The sequence below is a fragment of the Pseudomonas sp. PDM09 genome, from assembly GCF_014852305.1.
GTDB lineage: Bacteria > Pseudomonadota > Gammaproteobacteria > Pseudomonadales > Pseudomonadaceae > Aquipseudomonas.
In genome coordinates this window covers 620337-641020 of sequence record NZ_JACVBI010000001.1, presented here as the reverse complement: position 1 = coordinate 641020, position 20684 = coordinate 620337, and the positions used below count along the sequence as shown (strand labels likewise).

General features: G+C 59.3%; 14 protein-coding genes. 1 reads left to right on the top strand and 13 read right to left on the bottom strand.

Features of this window, described 5'->3' with window-relative positions; all coding sequences use genetic code 11:
• Positions 1-170 precede the first annotated feature (170 nt).
• The 9 genes from IB250_RS02875 to IB250_RS02835 all read right to left on the bottom strand — a co-directional run bounded on the left by IB250_RS02875 (position 171) and on the right by IB250_RS02835 (position 15148).
• Positions 171-1661, bottom strand: coding sequence for an efflux transporter outer membrane subunit (locus tag IB250_RS02875; protein WP_192342887.1), 1491 nt, complete (start codon positions 1659-1661; stop codon positions 171-173).
• Positions 1658-4765, bottom strand: coding sequence for an efflux RND transporter permease subunit (locus IB250_RS02870; RefSeq protein ID WP_192342886.1), 3108 nt, complete (start codon positions 4763-4765; stop codon positions 1658-1660). Before IB250_RS02870 ends, IB250_RS02875 begins: the two co-directional genes overlap by 4 nt.
• A complete protein-coding gene (locus tag IB250_RS02865; RefSeq protein WP_192342885.1) occupies positions 4762-7866 on the bottom strand; it encodes an MdtB/MuxB family multidrug efflux RND transporter permease subunit in 3105 nt (1034 codons plus the stop codon). Before IB250_RS02865 ends, IB250_RS02870 begins: the two co-directional genes overlap by 4 nt.
• Positions 7863-9179 (bottom strand): MdtA/MuxA family multidrug efflux RND transporter periplasmic adaptor subunit, encoded by a 1317-nt coding sequence (locus tag IB250_RS02860; protein WP_192342884.1) that lies wholly within the window; start codon positions 9177-9179, stop codon positions 7863-7865. The genes IB250_RS02865 and IB250_RS02860 overlap by 4 nt, the downstream gene beginning before the upstream one ends.
• Positions 9180-9356: 177 nt before the next feature.
• Positions 9357-9857 carry a thiol peroxidase gene (gene tpx / locus IB250_RS02855; protein ID WP_192342883.1) on the bottom strand — a complete coding sequence of 167 codons (501 nt, stop codon included), beginning with the start codon at positions 9855-9857 and terminating at the stop codon, positions 9357-9359.
• Positions 9858-10122: 265 nt separating this feature from the next.
• Positions 10123-10566, bottom strand: coding sequence for an SRPBCC family protein (locus IB250_RS02850; protein ID WP_192342882.1), 444 nt, complete (start codon positions 10564-10566; stop codon positions 10123-10125).
• Positions 10567-10632: 66 nt separating this feature from the next.
• Positions 10633-12201 carry a bacteriocin immunity protein gene (locus IB250_RS02845; RefSeq protein WP_192342881.1) on the bottom strand — a complete coding sequence of 523 codons (1569 nt, stop codon included), beginning with the start codon at positions 12199-12201 and terminating at the stop codon, positions 10633-10635.
• A gap of 107 nt (positions 12202-12308) precedes the next feature.
• On the bottom strand, positions 12309-12584 hold the full coding sequence (locus IB250_RS02840; RefSeq protein WP_192343199.1) for a bacteriocin immunity protein: 276 nt from the start codon (positions 12582-12584) through the stop codon (positions 12309-12311).
• A gap of 2 nt (positions 12585-12586) precedes the next feature.
• Entirely contained in the window at positions 12587-15148 is a 2562-nt protein-coding gene (locus tag IB250_RS02835) for an S-type pyocin domain-containing protein (protein ID WP_192342880.1), read from the bottom strand.
• A 225-nt stretch (positions 15149-15373) separates the two neighbouring features.
• On the opposite strand from IB250_RS02835, the gene IB250_RS02830 reads away from it, so the two are divergent.
• Positions 15374-15799, top strand: coding sequence for a YciI family protein (locus IB250_RS02830; RefSeq protein WP_192342879.1), 426 nt, complete (start codon positions 15374-15376; stop codon positions 15797-15799).
• Between the two features lie 313 nt (positions 15800-16112).
• Here IB250_RS02830 and IB250_RS02825 read toward each other — a convergent pair whose 3' ends face one another.
• The 4 genes from IB250_RS02825 to IB250_RS02810 form a co-directional block, all read right to left on the bottom strand.
• The gene (locus IB250_RS02825; RefSeq protein WP_192342878.1) at positions 16113-16784 is read right to left on the bottom strand and encodes a DUF3313 domain-containing protein; all 672 of its coding nucleotides are present in this window, start codon (positions 16782-16784) and stop codon (positions 16113-16115) included.
• Positions 16785-17045: 261 nt separating this feature from the next.
• A complete protein-coding gene (locus tag IB250_RS02820) occupies positions 17046-18014 on the bottom strand; it encodes a hypothetical protein (protein ID WP_192342877.1) in 969 nt (322 codons plus the stop codon).
• Between the two features lie 226 nt (positions 18015-18240).
• Positions 18241-18735 carry a DUF934 domain-containing protein gene (locus tag IB250_RS02815; RefSeq protein ID WP_123494355.1) on the bottom strand — a complete coding sequence of 165 codons (495 nt, stop codon included), beginning with the start codon at positions 18733-18735 and terminating at the stop codon, positions 18241-18243.
• Positions 18732-20405, bottom strand: coding sequence for a nitrite/sulfite reductase (locus IB250_RS02810; RefSeq protein ID WP_192342876.1), 1674 nt, complete (start codon positions 20403-20405; stop codon positions 18732-18734). The genes IB250_RS02815 and IB250_RS02810 overlap by 4 nt, the downstream gene beginning before the upstream one ends.
• Positions 20406-20684 lie beyond the last annotated feature (279 nt).

The following is a 20684-nucleotide window of genomic DNA, read 5'->3' as shown; positions in this document are numbered from 1 at the left end:
CACAAGTCCCCTGTAGCAGCTGCCGAGCCTGCGAGGCTGCGTACGGCGGCGCAGCCGTCGTAAATCAGCTATCGCGGTGTGTCAGGAAAACCTTGCATGTAGGGTTTGCGACGGCTGCGCCGCCGAACGCAGCCTCGCAGGCTCGGCAGCTGCTACGGGCTACAAGTTCGCTATTTGTCGCTCACCTGCAACTGCCCGTCCCACCCGCCGCCCAGTGCGGCGATCAATTGCACGCTGGCGATCAAGCGGCTCTGCAGCAAGCTCAGCACGTTGCGCTCGTTACTCAATGCCGTGGCCTGAACCACCACCACATCCAGATAGGCAATCAGCCCGGCCCGGTACTGATTCCGGGTCAAACGCAAGGATTCGCGCGCCGCCTCCAGGGCTTCCTGACGCACCTTGGCTTCGTCTTCCAGCACCTTGAGCTGCACCAGATAGTTTTCCACTTCACGGAAGCCGTCGAGCACGGTCTGGCGGTATTTAGCGACGGTTTCGTCATAGGCCGCTTCGCTGCGATCGACTTCCGCCGAGCGCTGCCCACCGTCGAACAGGGTCATGGCCAGTTGCGGGCCGACTGACCAGAAGCGGTTCGGCACGCTGATCCAGTTGTTAGAGGTGCTGCTGCTATAACCGCCGTTCAGGCTCAGGGTCAGGTCTGGGTAGTAGGCGGCTTTGGCCACGCCGATATTGGCGTTGGCGGCCATCACCGAGCGCTCGGCGGAGGCGATGTCCGGGCGGCGTTCCAGCAACTGCGAAGGCAGGCTCAGCGGCACCTGCGGCAATGCCGGGATATCTTTGGTTTCAGCCAGCCTGAACTCGGCCGGCGGCAGACCAATCAGTACAGCGATGGCGTTCTCGAACTGCGCGCGCTGCCAGATCAGGTCGACCATCTCTGCCTGAGTGCTTTTGAGCTGCGTGGTGGCCTGCGCCACAGCGTCCTTGCCGGAGACACCGGCGCGGTACTGGTTTTCGGTCATGGTCAGCGAGCGCTGATAAGCCTCGACCGTCGCTTCCAGCAGGCGTTTCTGTTCGTCGATCACCCGCAGTTGCAGGTAGTTCTGCACCAGCTCCGATTGTTGGCTCAGGCGCATCGCCGCCAGGTCGGCAAAACTCGCCTCGGCGTTGGCGGTGTCAGCTTCCAGGCCTCGGCGCAATTTGCCCCAGACGTCCGCTTCCCAGCTGACCCCGGCCTGCGCGGTGTAAGTGTCGCGAATACCGCTGGAGGAACTGCTCAGGCTCGAGCTGCTGCTACCGGTGCCCTGGCTGGAACGGGTTTTCCCCACGGTCAGGTCCACCGTCGGGAAAAACGCCCCCCGGGCGCTGCGCACCAAGGCCTGGGCCTGGCGGTACTGGGCTTCGGACTGAGCGACAGTCTGGTTGGCGCTGTTGAGTTTTTCGATCAGGCCGTTGAGCTGCTGATCGCCATACAGCTCCCACCAGGCACCACGGGCCAGAGAATCGCTGGGATTGGCCTGACGCCAGCCAGCCGCTTCCTTGTACTGTGCTGGCGCGGCGGCTTGCGGGCGCTGGTAATCCGGGCCGATGGCGCAGGCACTGAGCATCGCCACGCACAGCGACAGGCTCAGCAAACGCGAGCGCTGCGCCGTGAACAGCGCCGTGATCAGCGGTGCAGCCAGGTTGATAAGCGAACGGTCAGTCATAGCGGAGTTTCCAGAGCAGCATCGGTACGCACTCCACGCCAGCGGTTGAACCGATGGCGCAGATTGTCGAGATAGAGGTAAACCACCGGGGTGGTGTAAAGCGTCAGCACCTGGCTGAAGACCAGCCCGCCGATGATGGTCAGGCCCAGCGGCTGACGCATTTCCGCCCCTTCGGCACGACTCAGCAGCAACGGCAAGGCGCCAAGAATTGCCGCCAGGGTGGTCATCAGAATCGGTCGCAGCCGTTGCAGGCAAGCGCTGCGGATCGATTCCAGCGGCTCCAGGCCTTGATGCCGTTCCAGTTGCAGTGCCAGATCGATCATCAGAATCGCGTTCTTCTTCACCACGCCAATCAGCAGGAACAGCCCGAGCAAGGAGATCAGGCTGAACTCGCCGCCCAGCACATAGATCGACAGCAACGCTCCGACCCCGGCCGACGGCAAGGTCGAGAGAATGGTCAGCGGGTGGATGTAGCTTTCATACAGCACGCCCAGCACCAGATACACCGCCACCAGCGCGCCGAGAATCATCCACGGCTGGCTCTTCTGGGTCGCGGCGAACGCATCGGCGGTGCCGGCCATTTTCGCGATGACGTCTTCCGGCAAACCAACCTTGGCAATCGCCCGCTCAATCGCCGCCGAGCCCTGCTCCACCGTCACGCCTTCGGCCATGTCGAACGCGATGCTTTCCGAAGCGAACTGGCCTTCGTGACTGACCCGGTCGTCTTCCAGGCTGTTTTCATAGTGCGCGATGATGGACAGTGGAATCCGCGCACCATCGGCGGTGATCACCTGCACCTGCTTGAGCGTGATCGGGTCTTGGGCGTATTTCGGGTTGACCTCCATCACCACCTGATACTGGTTGAGGCTGTCATAGATGGTCGAAATCTGCCGCTGGCTGTAGGCGTTGTTCAACACCGAAGTGACCATGTCCATGTCCACGCCCAGACGCTTGGCCTGATCGCGATCGACGATCAGGGTCACTTGCTGGGCGCCACGGCCTTCGCGTGCGTCGATTGCCGTCAGTTCCGGCAGCGCCTTGAGGGCGGTGACGACTTTCGGATACCACTCGCGCAACGCGCCGAGATCGCCGCTTTGCAGGATGTAGGAATATTGCGAGGAGGTTTGCTCGCGGCCGCCGCCAAATTGCAGGTCCTGATCGGCCATTAGCATCAATTGCGCACCGGGCATCTTGGGCATTTCCTTGCGCAGGCGTTCGATGACTTTCTGCGCGGACAGGTTGCGTTCCTTGATGGGCTTGAGCCGCACCAGCATGAAGGCGTTGTTGGTGCCGTTGCTGCCACCGATGAACCCGGCGACGCTCTCCACCGCCTCGTCCTTGAGCACGGCGCGACGGAAGATTTCCATCTTCGGCTGCATCACGCTGAATGACAGCCCATCGTCGCCACGCACGAAACCGATCAACTGGCCGGTGTCCTGCTGAGGTAAAAATGTTTTAGGAACAATGATATACAGCGCGATGTTCACGCCAATCGTCACGAACAGACTGAGCAGTGTCAGCCTACGGTGACGCAATACCCAGTCAAGGCTGGTGGCGTATTTGCCGACCATCCACTCGTTGGTCCGCTGGCTCCAGCGCTGCAGGCGGTTTTCCTGCCCCGGCGTGTGCGGCTTGAGCCAGCGCGCGCAGAGCATCGGCGTCAGCGTCAGCGACACCAGCAACGACACCACAATGGCCGCCGCCAGGGTGATGGAAAACTCGCGGAACAGGCTTTCGATGATCCCGCCCATGAACAGGATCGACAGAAACACCGCCACCAGCGAGACGTTCATCGACAGCAGCGTGAAGCCGACTTCCTGGGCCCCGAGGTAGGCAGCCTTCATCGGCGGCACGCCCTTGTCGATGTGCCGGGAAATGTTCTCCAGCACCACGATGGCGTCGTCCACCACCAGCCCGGTGGCCAGGATCAGCGCCATCAACGACAGGTTGTTCAGGGAGAACCCGTAGAGGTACATCACCGCAAACGTGCCCACCAGAGAAACCGGTACCGCCAGGGTCGGAATCAGCGAGGCACGCAAGTTACCGAGGAACAGAAACACCACCAGAATCACCAGCGCCACGGCAATCAGCAAAGTCATTTCCGCTTCATGCAGGGTGGCCTTGATCACCGGCGAACGGTCCATCGCCAGGTTCAGCTTGACGCTGGCTGGCAGCACAGCCTGCAGTGCCGGCAATTGCGCCTTGATCTCGTTGACCGTCTCGATGATGTTGGCGCCAGCCTGGCGGTTGATCACCAGCAACACCGCCGCGTCGTCGTTGAAGAACCCGCTGTTGTAGCGGTCCTCGACGCCGTCACTGACCTTGGCCACATCTTTCAGGCGCAGGGCCGCGCCGTCCGCGTAGTGAATGATCAGCGACTCGTAATCCTTGGCCTTTTCCAGCTGATCGTTGGCCTGCACCTGCCACAGCCGCTGGCTGTCTTCGACCGAGCCCTTGGGCCGGCGCACGTTGGCGTTGGCGATGGTGTTGCGCACATCGTCCAGCGCCACGCCGTATTGGTTCAGTGCCTGGGGCTCGAGTTCGATGCGCACCGCCGGCAGCGAACTGCCACCGATCTGCACTTCCCCCACGCCCTGCACCTGGGACAGGCTCTGGGACAGGATCGTCGAGGCGAGGTCGTAGAGCTGGCCTTTTTCCAGCACATCCGAGGTCAACGACAGCACCATGATCGGCGCCTGGGACGGGTTGACCTTTTTGTAGGTCGGCATGCTGCGCATCCCGCTCGGCAGCAAATTGCGCGAGGCGTTGATCGCCGCCTGCACTTCCCGCGCCGCGCCGTTGATGTCGCGGTCCAGGTCGAATTGCAGAATCACTCGCGTCGAACCCTGGCTGGAACGACTGCTCATGGTGTTGACCCCGGCGATGGCGCCGAAGGAACGCTCCAGTGGCGTGGCCACGGTCGAAGCCATGACCTCCGGGCTCGCACCGGGCAAACTGGCCTGAACCACGATCACCGGGAAGTCCATCTGCGGCAGCGGCGATACCGGCAACAGGCCGAAGCTCACGCCGCCCAGCAGCATGATCGCCAGGCTTAACAACATCGTTGCGACCGGGCGCTTGATAAAAGGTCCGGACAGGTTCATGGCTGTTCTACCGGTTCCACAGACTCGGACTTACGGCCCCAGCGCCGCCCGAGGCGATCGAAGTACAAGTAAATGACAGGCGTGGTAAACAGCGTCAGCACCTGACTCACCAGCAAGCCACCGACCATCACCAGACCCAAAGGCTGGCGCAGTTCCGCGCCGGAACCGGTGGCCAGCATCAATGGCACCGCACCGAACAATGCTGCCAGGGTGGTCATCAGAATCGGCCGGAAGCGCAGAAGCGCGGCCTGATAGATCGCCGTTTGCGGGTCCATGCCCTGATTGCGTTCCGCCTCGAGGGCGAAGTCGATCATCATGATCGCGTTCTTTTTCACGATACCGATCAGCAGGATGATGCCGATGATCGCGATCATCCCCAGGTCATTGCCGCTCAACAGCAACGCCAGCAAGGCGCCGACCGCCGCCGAGGGCAAGGTCGAGAGAATGGTGATCGGGTGAATGTAGCTCTCGTAGAGCACGCCAAGCACGATGTACATGGTCACCACCGCCGCCAGAATCAGCAGCAAGGTGCTCGACAGCGACGCCTGGAACGCTTCGGCCGCGCCCTGGAACTGGGTCTGCACGCCGATCGGCATGCCAATGTCTTTCTGTACCTGATCGATGATCTGCACCGCATGCCCCAGTGCCACGCCCGGTGCCAGGTTGAAGGACACCATCACCGCCGGGAACTGGCCGATGTGAGTGATCGCCAGTTGCGCCTGACGTTCCTCGACATGCGCCAGGCTGGACAGGCGTACCTGACCGCCATCGGTGGTCTTGACGTGAATCTGGTTCAGCGCATCCGGGCCGATTTTCTCGCCGGACTGCGACTGCAACACCACGCGGTATTGGCTGGCCTGGGTGTAAATGGTGGAAATCTGCCGCTGACCGAAGGCGTCGTACAGCGCGTCGGTGATGTTCGACACCGATACGCCGACCCGCGATGCCGCATCACGGTCGATCACCAGATAAACCTGCAAGCCCTTGTCCTGCAAATCGCTGGCGACGTCGGTCAGCTCCGGCCGTTGGGCCAGGGCTTCCACCAGACGCCCGCTCCACAGGCTGAGCAACTCGGAATCCGGCGAGGACATGCTGAACTGGTACTGCGTGCGGCTGACCCGATCTTCGATGGTCAGGTCCTGCACCGGCTGCATGAACAGGCGAATGCCGATCAGCTTGTCCAGTTCCGGTTGCAGACGCGCAATCACTTCGGTGGCACTCAGGTCGCGATGGCTGTGGGATTTGAGGTTGATCAGCAGCCGGCCACTGTTCAGCGTCGAGTTGTCGCCATCGACCCCGATATAGGACGACAGGCTCTCGACGGCCGGATCGGCCAGGATCACCTTGGCCAGTTCCTGCTGGCGCTCGCTCATCGCCGCAAAGGAAATCGACTGCGGCGCCTCGGAAATACCCTGGATCACCCCGGTGTCCTGCACCGGAAAGAAGCCCTTGGGCACCATCATGTACAGGAACACGGTCAACGCCAGCGTGCCGATGGCCACCATCAGTGTCAGCGGCTGGTGCTTGAGAACCCACTTTAACTTGCGCCCGTAAGCCGCGATCATCCAATCAATTGCGGCGCCACTGGAGCGGTAGAACCGGCCCTGTTCTGCTTCCTTGGGCTCACGCTTGAGCAGCCGCGCGCACATCATCGGCGTCAGGGTCAGGGAGACGACAAGGGAAATCAGGATCGCCACCGCCAACGTGATCGCGAACTCGCGGAACAAGCGCCCCACCACGTCGGCCATGAACAGCAGCGGAATCAGTACCGCGATCAGCGACAGGGTCAGGGAAATCAGGGTGAAGCCGATCTGTTTGGCACCCTTGAGCGCGGCTTGCAGTGGGCTGTCACCCTCCTCGATGAAGCGGGAAATGTTCTCCAGCATCACGATCGCATCGTCCACCACGAAACCGGTGGCGATGGTCAGCGCCATCAGGGTCAGGTTATTGACCGAAAAGCCTGCGAGGTACATCACGCCGAAGGTGCCGATCAACGACAGCGGCACGGCCACCGACGGAATGATCGTGGCGCTGGCCCGCCTCAGGAACAGGAACGTGACCATCACCACCAGCGCGATGGCGATCAGCAGTTCATGTTGCACGTCGGTGACCGAGGCGCGGATGGTCTGGGTGCGGTCGGTGAGCACTGTGACGTCGAGGCCGGCCGGCAGGTTGTCGGTGATGCTCGGCAGCAAGGCCTTGATCCGGTCGACCACTTCGATGACGTTGGCGCCGGGCTGGCGCTGGATGTTCAGGAGCACAGCCTGGTTTTCATTGGCCCACGCCGCCAGACGTTCGTTCTCGGCTCCGTCGACGATCTGCGCCACGTCCTTGAGCCGCAACGGTGCGCCGTTGCTGTAGGCGAGGATCAGGTTGGCGTAGTCCTTGGGTGACGTCAGTTGGTCGTTGGCGTCAAGCATCGACACCCGGGTCGGGCCGTCGAAGTTGCCCTTGGGCTGATTGACGTTGGAGGCGCCGATCAACGTGCGCACGTCCGACAGATTCAGGCCGTTGGCCGCCAGGGCCTCCGGGTTGACCTTGATCCGCACCGCCTGACGCTGGCCGCCGGCAATGCTGACCATGCCGACGCCGCTGATCTGGGCAATTTTCTGCGCCATGCGGGTGTCGACCAGATCATTGAGTTTGGGCAACAGCATCGTTTTGGAGGTGATGGCCAGCGTCAGCACCGGGGTGTCCGCCGGGTTGACCTTGTTGTACACCGGCGGTGCCGGCAAATCCTTGGGCAGCAAGTTGGTCGCGGCGTTGATCGCGGCCTGCACCTGCTGCTCGGCGACGTCCATGTTGATGTCGAGGCTGAACCGCAGGGTCAGCACCGAGGCGCCGCCGGAACTGGTGGATGCCATTTGGGTCAGCCCGGGCATCTGCCCGAACTGACGCTCCAGCGGCGCCGTCACGGCGCTGGTCATGACATCCGGGCTGGCGCCGGGATAGAGCGTCATGACGCGAATGGTCGGGTAATCCACCTGGGGCAATGCCGACACCGGCAGCAGCCGATAGGCGATCACACCGGCCAGAATAATGGCCAGCATGCTCAGGGTCGTGGCGACCGGGCGAAGGATGAACAGCCGCGAGATGTTCATGCGCCGCCCTTTTTCGCCTTGTCGGTGGTCGCGGGTTCAGTCGCATCGGCCGCCGATTTGCCTTGCAGGTGCTCGGTCGGGGTGGTCGGCACATCCTTGCTGTCGTTGACGACTTCCACTTCGCTGCCTTCTTTCAGGCGGTCGGTGCCTTCCAGCACCACCCGATCACCAGCGGCCAGGCCCTCGGTAATCACCGTGTTGTCACCGTCACTGGCGCCGACTTTCAACGGGCGGATGGTGACCTTCTTGTTGCCATCCATGGCATAGACGAACGTGCCGTTGGTGCCGAACTGGATCGCTGCCGAAGGGGCAAGCACCACACCTTTGAGGGTGTCGGCCAGCAAGTGGACGTTGACGAACTGATTGGGGAACAGTGCTTGATCACGGTTCTCGTAACGGGCCTTGAATTTCAGGGTGCCGGTGGTGACGTCGATCTGGTTGTCCAGACTCTGCAACACGCCAGTGGCCTGCAATTGGGTATCACCACGGTCCCAGGCTTCGGCGGGCAGCTTGGCACCGGTGCGATAACGGGCCAGCACGGTGTCCAGGCTGTTTTCCGGCAAGGTGAATGCGACGCTGATCGGTTGAGTCTGGGTGATGATTACCAGCGCCGTGGTGTCATTGGCGGCAACAAGGTTACCGACGTCCAATTGACGCAAGCCCACACGCCCGGCGATCGGCGCGCGAATTTTGGTGAACTCCAGGTTGAGCTTGGCGTCGTTGACCGCCGCCTGATTGGTCTTGACCGTGCCCAGGTACTGGCCGACCAAGGCTTCGGCGGTGTCGAGGGTTTGCTTGGCGATACTGTCTTCGCGGTACAGGCCGCGATAGCGCTCGACATCGACTTGGGCATTCTTCAGTTGTGCCTGATTCTGCAGCAAGGTGCCTTCAGCCTGGAGCAAGGCGTTCTGGTAAGGGCGCGGATCGATTTCGGCCAGCAGGTCGCCCGCCTTGACCATTTGCCCTTCTTCAAACGAAATCTTGATCAGTTCGCCGCCCACCCGGCTGCGCACATTGATGGTGTTCAGCGCGGTCACGGTGCCCAGCGCCTTGTAATACAGCGGGAAATCGCCTTTGACCGCTGGCGCCACACGCACCGGGACCGGACCGGTCGCCCCGCCGAACCCCGGACGCATCCCCCCCGACCGGCCGGTGTGTCCGGCAACGGCTTTCTGCCCTGCGCCCTCCTTCGGGCTGCTGCCTGCGGGCCAGAACTTCCAGCACAGGCCAGCGATGACCAACAGGACAAGCAGGCCAAACAGCCAGCGACGGGGACTACGGGAAGCGGAGGATTGCATTGAGTGATCAACCATTGGGCGCGTGGGCTTTTTTACATGAGGCTGAACGATAAGCACTGGCGGGTCTGAAGCAAAGCGCCTTTACCGGCAATTTACCTTCGGCTTACGTAACAGAAGATTTATCTAAGACACTGAAGCACAAATGAAAACGGCCTGGACAGGGCCAGGCCGTTAACAATTGTAAAACTTCGCTTATTTCAGAACGGCGAGCGCTGCGTCGTAGTTCGGTTCTTGACCGATTTCGCTGACCAGTTCGCTATGCAGAACCTTGTCGTTCTCGTCCAGCACCACGACGGCACGGGCGGTCAGGCCTTTGAGTGGGCCATCGGCAATCGCCACGCCGTAGTTCTCGATGAACTCGGCACCGCGCAGGGTCGACAGGTTTTGCACGTTTTCCAGACCTTCGGCACCGCAGAAACGAGCCTGGGCGAACGGCAGGTCAGCGGAGATGCACAGCACGACGGTGTTGGCGACGTCGTTGGCCTGGGCGTTGAACTTGCGAACCGAAGTGGCGCAGGTCGGGGTGTCGATGCTTGGGAAGATGTTCAGCACTTTGCGCTTGCCGGCGAAATCCTTCAGGGAAACATCCGACAGATTGCCGGCAACCAGGGAAAAGGCTGGCGCCTGGGAGCCGGCTTGTGGCAATTGGCCGTTGACTTGAACCGGGTTGCCTTTAAGAGTGACTTGAGCCATGAACGGAGTCCTTCTGAACGTTGGTGTAGAGAATTTTGACGAGGCCGAAGTTAACCACGAAATGGTCTGGCGACCTATGGCCAGATACAAATTGTGATGTTTCGTCGCACAAACTGGATACAAGCGTTTCAACAAAACTGATTAACACTGCATGACCCTGTGGGAGCGGGCTTGCTCGCGAAAGCGGTTCAACATTCAACAATGATGTTGGCTGAGGTCCGTCTTCGCGAGCAAGCCCGCTCCCACAGGACCGTATACGGGCTGCTTAACCGAGCAAGCGCAACATATTGCGGTGCCGCGCTTCGAAAATCCGCTGCATGTAGGCATTGACCACCAGCCACTCCAACGGCGCGCCACCAATGGCCGCATAGGTCACACGGTCGGTGTACAGCGTACCGCCCTCACCCGCCGCCACCCGATGTTCATGACGAAAGGCAGCCATTGGCCCCTCGAGCATTTCATCGATGAAATGGTGCTCTCCCACCTCGCGGATCACCACCGTCCAGCTCGACGGGATCAAGTTGAACATCCAGTGCCGAAAGCGAAACTGGCGACCGGCTTCGATGCGCAGGTTACTCAAATCGATCTCGCTCAACAGCGTGACTCGCTCTGGAAAGATCTTCGGGAAGTTCACGCCTTCCAGACAGAAGTCGAGGACTTGCTCGGGGGTACGATTGGGGATCAGGGTGGTGAGTTCCAGTACAGGCATAGACCGTAACATTTCCTTTGTTTGGCGGGATGGCTGATTGGGCAGCCGTGTTAACACGACACCGTGCTAGGGCTTTGCTTGAGCAACGGTCATTTCGGGGTATTCGTTTCGGTCTCTGAACATGATGTAAAGCGGGTCCAGGCCAGACGCTGGCGGGAAGACAACGACGTAGTCATCGAAACGAATCGCGGCCATGTCGTTGAAAGCCTCCAGCAAGGGCACAGGTGAAGACCGGAGGAATCCCAGCCGATACTCGGGGGCTGGCGCCAGGGTCGATGTGGCGTCAAGGGGCGCAGGCTCGCTCCAGCTCACAATTGCCGGGGCCGGCCCGTCAGCGGTAAAACAATAGGTCTTCATCTGCTCATTCCAGACAGCAGCTCGCACCCTCACCCTGGAGGACAATACGTTGCCATTAGTCGGCGTAATGGCCACCTGTAGCAACGTGTTTATTTCTCTCAGGCCTTGGGACATCGTCCTTGGTGGAACGGCGTACGTGCCGCTGCTCATCCTGAACGGAAGATCGACTTCGGCCCCCGTCGCGGCCAAGTCTTGCCAGTCCTGGCCCTCGATCGGCAGCAACTCGAGCAGCGGAACGCTGAGCCCATACCTTCCCACTTCGGCCCGGCTGGTGAATTCGAATTGCAGCACGGCTGCGTATTGACCTTGATGGTCCTGGGCTCCCGAGGTGATCTGCCAGGTAAACTCCGCCACCGCCGAGCGTATGGCTTTTTGCAGTGCTACCCGATGGGTCTCCAGGGGTTGCGAAAGGCCGCCATCGAGGAAAATACCCGGTCGCGCATTGGCAAAGGCAAGCGGCGCAAAAAGCAGCTCGCCCGCCTGGGTAGGCCCTGCTCCCTGTTGATAACGCTGATCAACGAGTTGTGTTTGCGCGACTGCCAGCAGCGCTTCAGCATCCACTTGAAAACGATGGAGACGTTGATTGATTTCATTCAACTTCGCCAGATAACGGTCGTGAGTGGCATTGATCTGCTGGGCGATACTTTGCCACTGCGCGAGTTCGGACCGGGCGTAGGATAGCTCGCGCCGGGCGCTGTCTCTTTTGAACCCGATGCTCATTTTCCAGAATTCGTATCGGCGGGCTGCCAGGCGCGCTTGAAATTCAGAAGTCTCCAGAGCACGGATGTCCGCCTCGCGCCCACGGATGTCCACTAGGGCGTTCTGGCGCTGACGCAGGTGTTTGATTCGTTGCTCGAATACACTGAGTGCCGCTTCTGCCGCCCGTTCTGAGTCCGCCAGATCTACAGCGACTTTCTGTACGTCAGCCAGGTTCCGGGCGATACGTTGCTGCGTCATCTGCGCCAGGGTCAACGGTGCTCCCGGTCTTGCAGCAACCGGACGAGGAACAGGAACACCCTCCCCTTTGAATGCGGCACGCCCCTGTTTGTGGTGCCAGTCTTTGACGTAGTACACGACCGAGCCCGATGAATAAGTGTTCGTATCGTCCTCTGGCGGATAAAACAGCAGGTCTGCCCCTTTGGGATCACCGACGATGCGGTCGAAATGATTGATCAGTCGGTCGTGGTCCTGTTTCGGCAGATCGACGGCCCAGATTCTGTTCACCAAGGTCTGGAATTCCGATTCGGTGTAATCCTTGAGTGTTGTTTTAAGTTCCATCTTTATTGCTTCCTTGTTTCTGGCACATGACGACTGCCAGTTAACGGCATCTGCTCATATTGTGATGAGCAGATGCCTTTGAGTTGTTTGCGTTTCAAGCAGGGCAGTTACTCTGGCTTGAAACCGGGTTTGTTATTGAGTGCGCGCCATTCTTTAATGACCCTCAGCACGTCTTCCGGGGTACTTTCACACCCTTCCTTAGGTTGGAAAATTACACCAGATCGATCTGGATGTTCAGTCACCTCCTCGAAGTGCAATACACCCTTGACTATAAAGTCATCAAATGCATCAGCGGACAAATCATCTCTCTCTTCATAAAGCCCGCGCAGAAATTCTAAAAATTCAGCCTCGGTGTAGTCTTCAAACTTCTCTTTAAAAACCATCATCAATTTCCTTTTCCATGAAAATCAATATGCCGTTTAGGCGTCATCACCACCAAATTATCCATATCGTAAACAGCCCCTCCTTGTGCAACTTCTACAAGATGATGAATTTCGAATTTAATTCGACCTCCATTTCTATCTTCTGGTAACGGGAAAGGAGCCTTACCCATTTTCATTAAGTGCAAATCGATAGGCGTAAATTGAGCCCTCAATTCCACATCCGCCGCAACAGCCCTCCAAAACGCCCGCCTGAATCCATGGAAATTACGAAATTCCATCGACCGCAACTTATCCGCAATCTGCTCGGGAATCGGCGCCCCCTCCGCTCGTGCCGCATCCCCCAACCATATTCCTGAAACCGACTGCCCAAACCCCATCGCCACACCCGGATCATCACGCCGATCCAGAAACAGGACATCCGACGAAGGCAACTCCATATCCGCCGGATACCCAGGAATACTGGCACCGATCTGCCCTTCGTCAACAGCCGGAAACGTCTCGTTTTGCGGTAGGACCGGGATGATCGGTGTGCCGGGATAAACCGCTGGAATCGACGGTGTAATCGGTGAAGTTGTAGGACCGAGGTGTTCGATACCCGGCGGCACCAGAGGTGTCCAGGTTCCGACGCCGACCGGACGAATCGGCCAGGGCAGGACCGCAGGAGTGATCCCCAGCCGTCCCTGGATGCTTTGCGGCGTGGTGATGCTGATTTTGTCGAGGTTGAAAGGATTGGCGCCGAACTCCGCCCGTTCCTGATAGCGCAGTTCGAACTCGCGTCGCTCACCGACCCAGGTACTTTTCGGCGCGTACGGCGCGAAGCCTTGTTCGATGCGCTTTTTGTTCACCTCATCGAATTGAGCGATGAGCGTCGGATGCTCGCCGAGCGTTCGCCACAGCGCTTCGTCGAAGGCGGCAAGCGAGTTGAATTCACGACCACGAAACTGGTCGCCTATCTGCAAGGGAATGGCAGCACCTTGTGCCTGGCTCGCGGTTTTCCACCAGTCATTCGCCGCCGGTTTACCGACCCCTGTGACGACGCCCGAGCCTATCGGTGGCAGATTGAAGGTGAAGTAAATCGGCGGCTGATCAGGCACGCACACAATGCAATCGCTGATACGCAGATCGACGCCCGCCGCGATGGCCTCGACCTGGGGTGTCAACACGCTCAGCCCGGGCTGACTGGCAGTGGCAACCTGAGTGGTGTCCGGGGTGAATTGCAGGTGCCTGGCTGGCGATCCGGGAATCTCGGCGCTATAGAGGCCGGTCAGCGGGTCAGGCACCGCATTGATAACCGGCACCTCAGCACCAATGGCATCGCCCGTAGCGACAGCGATGATCGCGGTGCCTTCCGGCACGGTTTCAGGTTTGAGTCGGTACGCGACCTCCACTGAACCGCCCGCATCGGCGATCGATTGCAACGCTTGGCGGTCAGTAAGGCCCAACGCTTGCGCCGGCACCCCGACAGCCTGAAACAAACGCCGACGTTGCTCAGCGCTCAACTCACCATTGCCAAGGGTTGGCGAGTACACCATCGCGGTGACGAACACCGGTCCCGTTTTTGCGGCAATCCGCCCGAAATCGATGAGGGTATTGACGGCAGACTGGACAGCCATTTCAAGCACTGCAGCGCCTTGCTGCGCAACGAATATGCCATCGCGCGTCAAAGCCATCCCGCCAGCGGTCAGCGAAGACACCGGGACTGTCAGCGTGTTGGCCTGCCTGACCCGCTCAACCCGTGCATCTTCATCGGCCTGCTGCTTGAAGCGAACTCGAGCTTCATGCTGCTTGGCGTACTGGCGTTGGGCCTCCCAGACCGCTTCCCTTTCGCGCCAGACAATCGTCTGCTCGGCATGACGCCTGGCCAGCACGCTGGACTTGTCAGTGAGTGCGCTTATCTGTGTGGATAGCAGCCGCGCTTCGTGGGCAGCGTTGTAGGCGTTTTCCCAGATCTGGTGGCCGTCGTTGAGTGCCTCGCCGAACTGCCCCAGTCGCGTCAGGTAATCGTTCGATGTGCGGGTGAATGGGTCGTGCCCATCGAATGAGCGAGCGACCGCGTTCCTGATATTTAGCTCGGTGGTTTTGCGGGCGATGAGCCCATCGATTTCGTTTTTTTCTTTGGTGATCAGGTAAAGCTGCCAGCGTTCGCTCGAGTCGGTGGTGGGCGCCCGTCGTGCAGCCGAGATTTCTTGTTCAAGAGATGGCGCGAGTTGCCCGGCCCTGTCGGCAAAACGACGGTCCACCTCACCCCTGATAGCGTCATGACGCTGCGCCAGCCCCGCCAGAAACTGGTGAAGAGCCTGAGTTTGCGCTGCGGCTGCCTGTGCTTGAGCCGCCTCGGCTTGCGCTTTGGCCTCGGCCTGCGCACGCTCTTTTTCCTTCTTCTGACGATCAGCTTCTATAGCCCGCCTGCGGGCCTTTTGTCTTTTCTTGCTGGTTCTACCGAATCCGCCTGAAACCCCTGCGCCGCCACCAAAACCGCCGCCTGAGCCACCACTCGAAGCGGGTGGTCCGGACGTGATGACAACACTTCCTGACGTTCCATCGTAATGTGTTTGTTGTGCCATACAGTCTCTCCTTGTCTGTAGGCACAGCATGTCGATGCAACCGCAGTCAGGTGCGGTACATAGTTATCGGTGTGGATTTAAATCAAGGTGCTATTTGAGGGAATCAGTCACCCACACAGGTAACAAATTCACTTCTTTTGCGGTCTTTCGTTAGAGGTAGTGTCGATTCGGGCGACCGCCATTCGACTAGACAGTGAGTCACTCACATCCAGCGGAGACAAAACCATGCGATTCATGATCATTGTGAAAGCCAGCCCGGATTCCGAGGCTGGTGTGATGCCCAGCGAAGAACTGATGGCCGCGATGGGCAATTTCAACGAGGAACTGGCCAAGGCCGGCATCCTCATCGATTGCGACGGCCTGCAGCCCAGCAGTAAAGGCGCCCGCGTACGTTTTTCGGGTGACGAGCGTACGGTGATCAACGGCCCGTTCGCTGAAACCAAGGAGCTGATCGCTGGCTATTGGTTGTGGCAGGTGAAGTCGAAAGAGGAAGCGATCGAGTGGGTCAAGCGCTGCCCCAACCCGATGCCGGGTACAGAGGCCGAGATCGAGATTCGCCAGGTGTACGAGGCCGAAGACTTCGGGGCCGAGTTCACACCGCAGTTGCGCGAGCAGGAAGAACGAGTACGTGCGCAGGCGAAGCAGCACTGAAGCAAAACTGATGCACCTGACATACCTGATGCACTTCTGATGCACCTGATGCCGCTTGATGCGTCGTAGGAGCTGCCGAAGGCTGCGATCTTTTGATCTTGTTTTAGCGGCCCTGGGAAAGAGCAAGATCAAAAGATCGCAGCCTTCGGCAGCTCGGTATCGGGATTGCGGGGGGAATTAGTGGTACCCGGAGACCGCTTTCGCGAGCAAGCCCGCTCCCACATTTGATCTCTGGTGTACACAAAATCTGTGATCGAAACAGAATCAATGTGGGAGCGGGCTTGCTCGCGAAGAGGCCCTCAGCCCCGCCGCATTACTTGGACTTGAGTTTCAGATACGACTGATGCATATCCGATGCCCAGCCATCGATCACGTTTTTCACGTCACCGGCCTTCATCACCTGATCTGAGTTTTCCAGCGGTTTGCCAATGCCCTTGCGCACCACTTGGGCCACGACTTTGTTGTTGCCACCATCGAGAAACACCGCTTCGGTGGCCAGATTGGTTTCCTGGTCGCGAATGCCGCTGGCTGTACTGACTGCCGCCGCTACCAGGGCGATCGGGATCACTTCATAAGGCTGGAGGCTTTCGGTCTTGCTGGTAACAGAGGTGATCGCCGCACGCACCACCATCACGCCAGGGCCGGGACCGTTGGCCAGTGGCAGGGATTTGCCTATTTCGCGTTTAAGCGCCTGATCGTAGTAACTGGTGATGCCGTTCAGTGTGGTTTGAGGGATTTTCGCCGTCGGTTGCGGTTTGGGATAGAGCTGAGTCGGTTCGATGTAGACACTGGTGAATTTGTTGATATCAAGCTTGGGGTCCATCCAGCGCATTACCACAGCGCCCGATGGCGACTTGGCTTCCTTCAGCTGACTGTAGTTCTTGAGAAAACCGGAATACTGGTCCGGCTCGACGACTTTGCTCGAGCAACCCACCACCCCGATCGAGGCGATGCACAGTGTGCTCATCAGTAACGCAAGCTTCATGCTGTAACTCCTGTCAGAAGGCCGGGCAACAATATTGAATACGGGAAATACAGGTATAGCCAATGCCCGGCACTTTGTTATCAAAAAGCACAATATTCATCTATTGCTGAAGTGATCGCGGCCATATTCAAAGACCCTTCGCGGGCAAGCCTCGCTCCTACAAGTCCGGGTTGTATGAACCAAAACCCTTGTAGGAGCGAGGCTTGCCCGCGAAGACATCAGCTCAAACAACACAAAACCTCATTGGAAAAACCTGGTCAATCACCACGAAGATCCGCTTTTCGCCGCCAATTCCCGCCGACTATTGGCGCGCATCGCCTTGATCAGCGACACCGTGCCCACCAGGATGATCACCGCCGCGAACAGGAAGTCGATGCTGTACAGCTGGAAGTCGTTCAACGGCCCCACCAGAAACACCCGGATCGCACCAATACTCACGAGCGTCGCGAGAAAATCGATGCCCGGCTCATCGCGATAAAACACGTGCAGCAGCGGCAGGCACATCACCAGCAACAACAGCAGCACAATCACCTTGAACGAGCCCTTGCGCTCGACACTGAACGCGCATTCGTTGGCGCCGTAGGGCTTGTAATCCTCCTCGCGAATCAACGAGTTTTTCTCGTTGATGTACTCGACACGGTTGTACTTGCGGATTGGCGTAAAGGTGTTCGACATCTCCATGCCAGTGGTGATGTGCCTGAATTTCAGGTCAATGCGCTCATTGCCCTTGAGGATGTACAGCACCGGTTTGTAGCCGTGGCGATAGGTGTCGAACGGAAAGTCCGTCGACCGCCCCAAGACCCCGATGGGTCTGGACTCAAGTTCCGCGTAGGCACTTTTATCGGTCGAAGACAGGTTGCGGCTCAGGGGCTTGATCCTGACCTGCTCCATGAGAATCGGCGCAATGCCGTAGGACCACTGCAGGGGTTCCATGCGCAGCCGCAGTTCGTTGCGGCCCAGGTCATAGCGATCAAAGGTTCGCTCGGAGACGATCACCGCGCCCGAGAGCATGAACTCGCCATGAACGTTGTTGGTGATATGCAGCGACAGTCGATCCCTGCCCGAGCCTGTGGCATCGCTGGCCGGTGGCGTGCCACACCAGGCGTAGCTGCTGAAGGTCTCCCCGAGCTGGCCGGTACGGTTCTCTTTGAACACATAAAAGTAACTGCCCCACAGGGCCGCCATCAGCAGCAACGCGAAAAGCCCTAAAATCTTCTTGCCCACGCTCAAACCAGACTCCTTTCTTTGCTGACTCCCTATGAGGCGCGGACTCTATCAAAATGCCATCATTGGCCCAAGTAAAAATCCCCGTACACAGAAGATCCTTGTGGGAGCGGGCTTGCTCGCGAAAGCGGTGTATCAGTCGACATCAATGTTGAATGTCAGTCAGCTTTCGCGAGCAAGCCCGCTCCCACAGGGGTTGCGCTAACTGACTGGGATTTGAGCCGGGAAAGCTTCAGCGCCGCCGAAACAACGGTCGCGGCTCAATCACCGAGCGTCCGTACAACACGCTCATCCCCGCCAATCCCTTCAGCGCATCTTCAGCGGATTTATCTTCACGCACGGCGAAACTGTCGAAACCGCATTGGCGCATGTGGCTGAGTTGATCGCGCAGCACATCACCAATCGCGCGCAATTCGCCTTGCCAACCGAAACGCGTACGCAGCAGATAGGCCTGGCTGTAGGCGCGTCCGTCGCGAAAACTCGGGAAGTCGAGGGCAATCAGCGGCAGGTCGGGAAACCACGGGGTCAGGTTTGTCACTTCCTCGTTAGGCCCCAGCCAGACGCCTTCGAGCGCTGATGTCCTGTCGGCATTAAGTGCCAGCCACTGGGGTAACGGCAGTATCAGCGGTCCGGCCGGCAACTCATCCGTTGCTTCACGAATCAACTGCCACGGATCATCGCGCACCCACTCGGCACCGCCCTCTTGCAAACGCAGCAGATTATTCATGCCGACACCTCCAGCATTTTCGGGTAAACCCGTTCCTTGAACGGCTCCAGACCGATGCGCGCCAAGGTATCGACGAACAGTTCCTCGCTCTCGCGGTAGCGGACAAATGTAGCGATGATCCGCTCGATCACCGCGGGCACTTCGACGGCGCTGAAGGACGGGCCGATGACTTTGCCCAACGCGCTGTTCTTGCCTTGGGCACCGCCAAGAGTGATCTGGTACCACTCGCTGCCGTTTTTATCGACGCCAAGAATGCCGATGTTGCCGATATGGTGGTGACCGCAGGCGTTCATGCAACCGGAGATATTCAGACTGATGTCGCCCAGGTCATGCAGGTAATCCAGGTCCTCGAATCGCGCCTGTATCGCTTGTGCGACGGGAATGGATTTGGCGTTGGCCAACGCGCAAAAGTCACCGCCGGGGCAGGCGATGATGTCGGTCAACAAGCCGATGTTGGCGCATCCCAGGCCTTGCTCGCAGGCCAGGCACCACAGCGGGTAAAGGTCAGTCTTGGGCACGTCCGGCAGGACGACGTTCTGTTCATGGGCGATGCGAATTTCGCCGAAGCCGAACTGTTCGGACCACTGGGCCACCGCCTCCATTTGCTCGGCCGTGACATCCCCCGGTGGCGCGGCGATGCCCGGTTTGGTCGACAGCACCACGCTGGCGTAACCCGGCACCTTGTGCCGTTGAACGTTGCGCGTCACCCAACGGGCGAAGGCCGGGTTCTCGGCCAGGCGCGTGCCGAAATCCAGGTCGGTGCCGGCCAGTGAACGGTAATCGGGGGGCACAAAGGCACTGGCGACACGCTCATACTCGACGTCGGTCAACTGCGCCGGACCGTCCTTGAGGTATTGCCACTCCTCCTCCACTTCCTTGGCGAACGCTTCGATACCCAAAGCCTTTACCAGAATCTTGATCCGCGCCTTGTATTTGTTATCGCGCCGCCCGTGGCGGTTATAGACCCGCAGCACCGCCTCGACATAGGACAGCAGGTGCTGCCACGGCAAGCCATCGCGAATCTGCAAACCGAGAATCGGCGTGCGCCCCAACCCGCCACCCACGATCACCCGCAAGAGCATTTGCCCGCTGTCATCGCGATAAAGATAGAGGCCGATGTCATGCATCATGATCGCCGCGCGGTCCTGCTTCGCCGAGCAGATGGCGATCTTGAACTTGCGCGGCAGGAACAGGAATTCCGGATTGATGGTCGACCATTGCCGCAGGATCTCTGCCAGTGGGCGCGGGTCCATCAGCTCGTCCGCCGCGACGCCGGCGAAGGCTTCGGTGGTGATGTTGCGCACGCAGTTGCCGGAGGTCTGGATCGCGTGCATTTCGACTTGGGCCAGACGTTCGAGAATGTCCGGCACCTGGGCCAGTTCGATCCAGTTGAACTGCATGTTCTGCCGGGTGGTGAAGTGGCCGTAGCCACGATCGTAGTCCCGCGCAATGCTCGCCAGAATGCGCATTTGCTTGGCGCTCAGCGTGCCGTAAGGAATTGCCACGCGCAGCATGTAGGCATGTTTTTGCATGTACAGGCCGTTCTGCAGGCGCAGGGGCAGGAACTCTTCTTCACTCAACTCCCCGGCCATGAAACGTTCGACCTGATCGCGAAACTGCGCAACACGCTCGAACACCAGGGCCCGGTCATAGTCATCGTATTGATACATGTGGCTGCCACCTCATCAGGATTATCGGGCTCTGCGGCTAATGCCAGTCAGTCAGGCGCAGAACCTGTGGGAGCGGGCTTGCTCGCGAAGAGGCCGTCACATGCAACATCACCGGTGACTGACACTCCGTCTTCGCGAGCAAGCCCGCTCCCACAAGGATTGCGGTGTTCAATTCCTTAACTGGTCGGCATCAGGCTCTGCGGCTCGTTCTTGAGGTGGCGACTATGCACCTGCAGCGCAGCACGTTACAGATTCAGCTAAACACTAAAAAACCGTATC

Coding starts and splice junctions, on each gene's coding strand:
- tpx (WP_192342883.1), bottom strand. CDS start 9,857: ATGGCTCAAGTCACTCTTAAAGGCAACCCGGTTCAAGTCAACGGCCAA.
- IB250_RS02870 (WP_192342886.1), bottom strand. CDS start 4,765: ATGAACCTGTCCGGACCTTTTATCAAGCGCCCGGTCGCAACGATGTTG.
- IB250_RS02830 (WP_192342879.1), top strand. CDS start 15,374: ATGCGATTCATGATCATTGTGAAAGCCAGCCCGGATTCCGAGGCTGGT.
- IB250_RS02825 (WP_192342878.1), bottom strand. CDS start 16,784: ATGAAGCTTGCGTTACTGATGAGCACACTGTGCATCGCCTCGATCGGG.
- IB250_RS02875 (WP_192342887.1), bottom strand. CDS start 1,661: ATGACTGACCGTTCGCTTATCAACCTGGCTGCACCGCTGATCACGGCG.
- IB250_RS02850 (WP_192342882.1), bottom strand. CDS start 10,566: ATGCCTGTACTGGAACTCACCACCCTGATCCCCAATCGTACCCCCGAG.
- IB250_RS02835 (WP_192342880.1), bottom strand. CDS start 15,148: ATGGCACAACAAACACATTACGATGGAACGTCAGGAAGTGTTGTCATC.
- IB250_RS02865 (WP_192342885.1), bottom strand. CDS start 7,866: ATGAACATCTCGCGGCTGTTCATCCTTCGCCCGGTCGCCACGACCCTG.
- IB250_RS02815 (WP_123494355.1), bottom strand. CDS start 18,735: ATGAATAATCTGCTGCGTTTGCAAGAGGGCGGTGCCGAGTGGGTGCGC.
- IB250_RS02860 (WP_192342884.1), bottom strand. CDS start 9,179: ATGGTTGATCACTCAATGCAATCCTCCGCTTCCCGTAGTCCCCGTCGC.
- IB250_RS02840 (WP_192343199.1), bottom strand. CDS start 12,584: ATGGTTTTTAAAGAGAAGTTTGAAGACTACACCGAGGCTGAATTTTTA.
- IB250_RS02810 (WP_192342876.1), bottom strand. CDS start 20,405: ATGTATCAATACGATGACTATGACCGGGCCCTGGTGTTCGAGCGTGTT.
- IB250_RS02845 (WP_192342881.1), bottom strand. CDS start 12,201: ATGGAACTTAAAACAACACTCAAGGATTACACCGAATCGGAATTCCAG.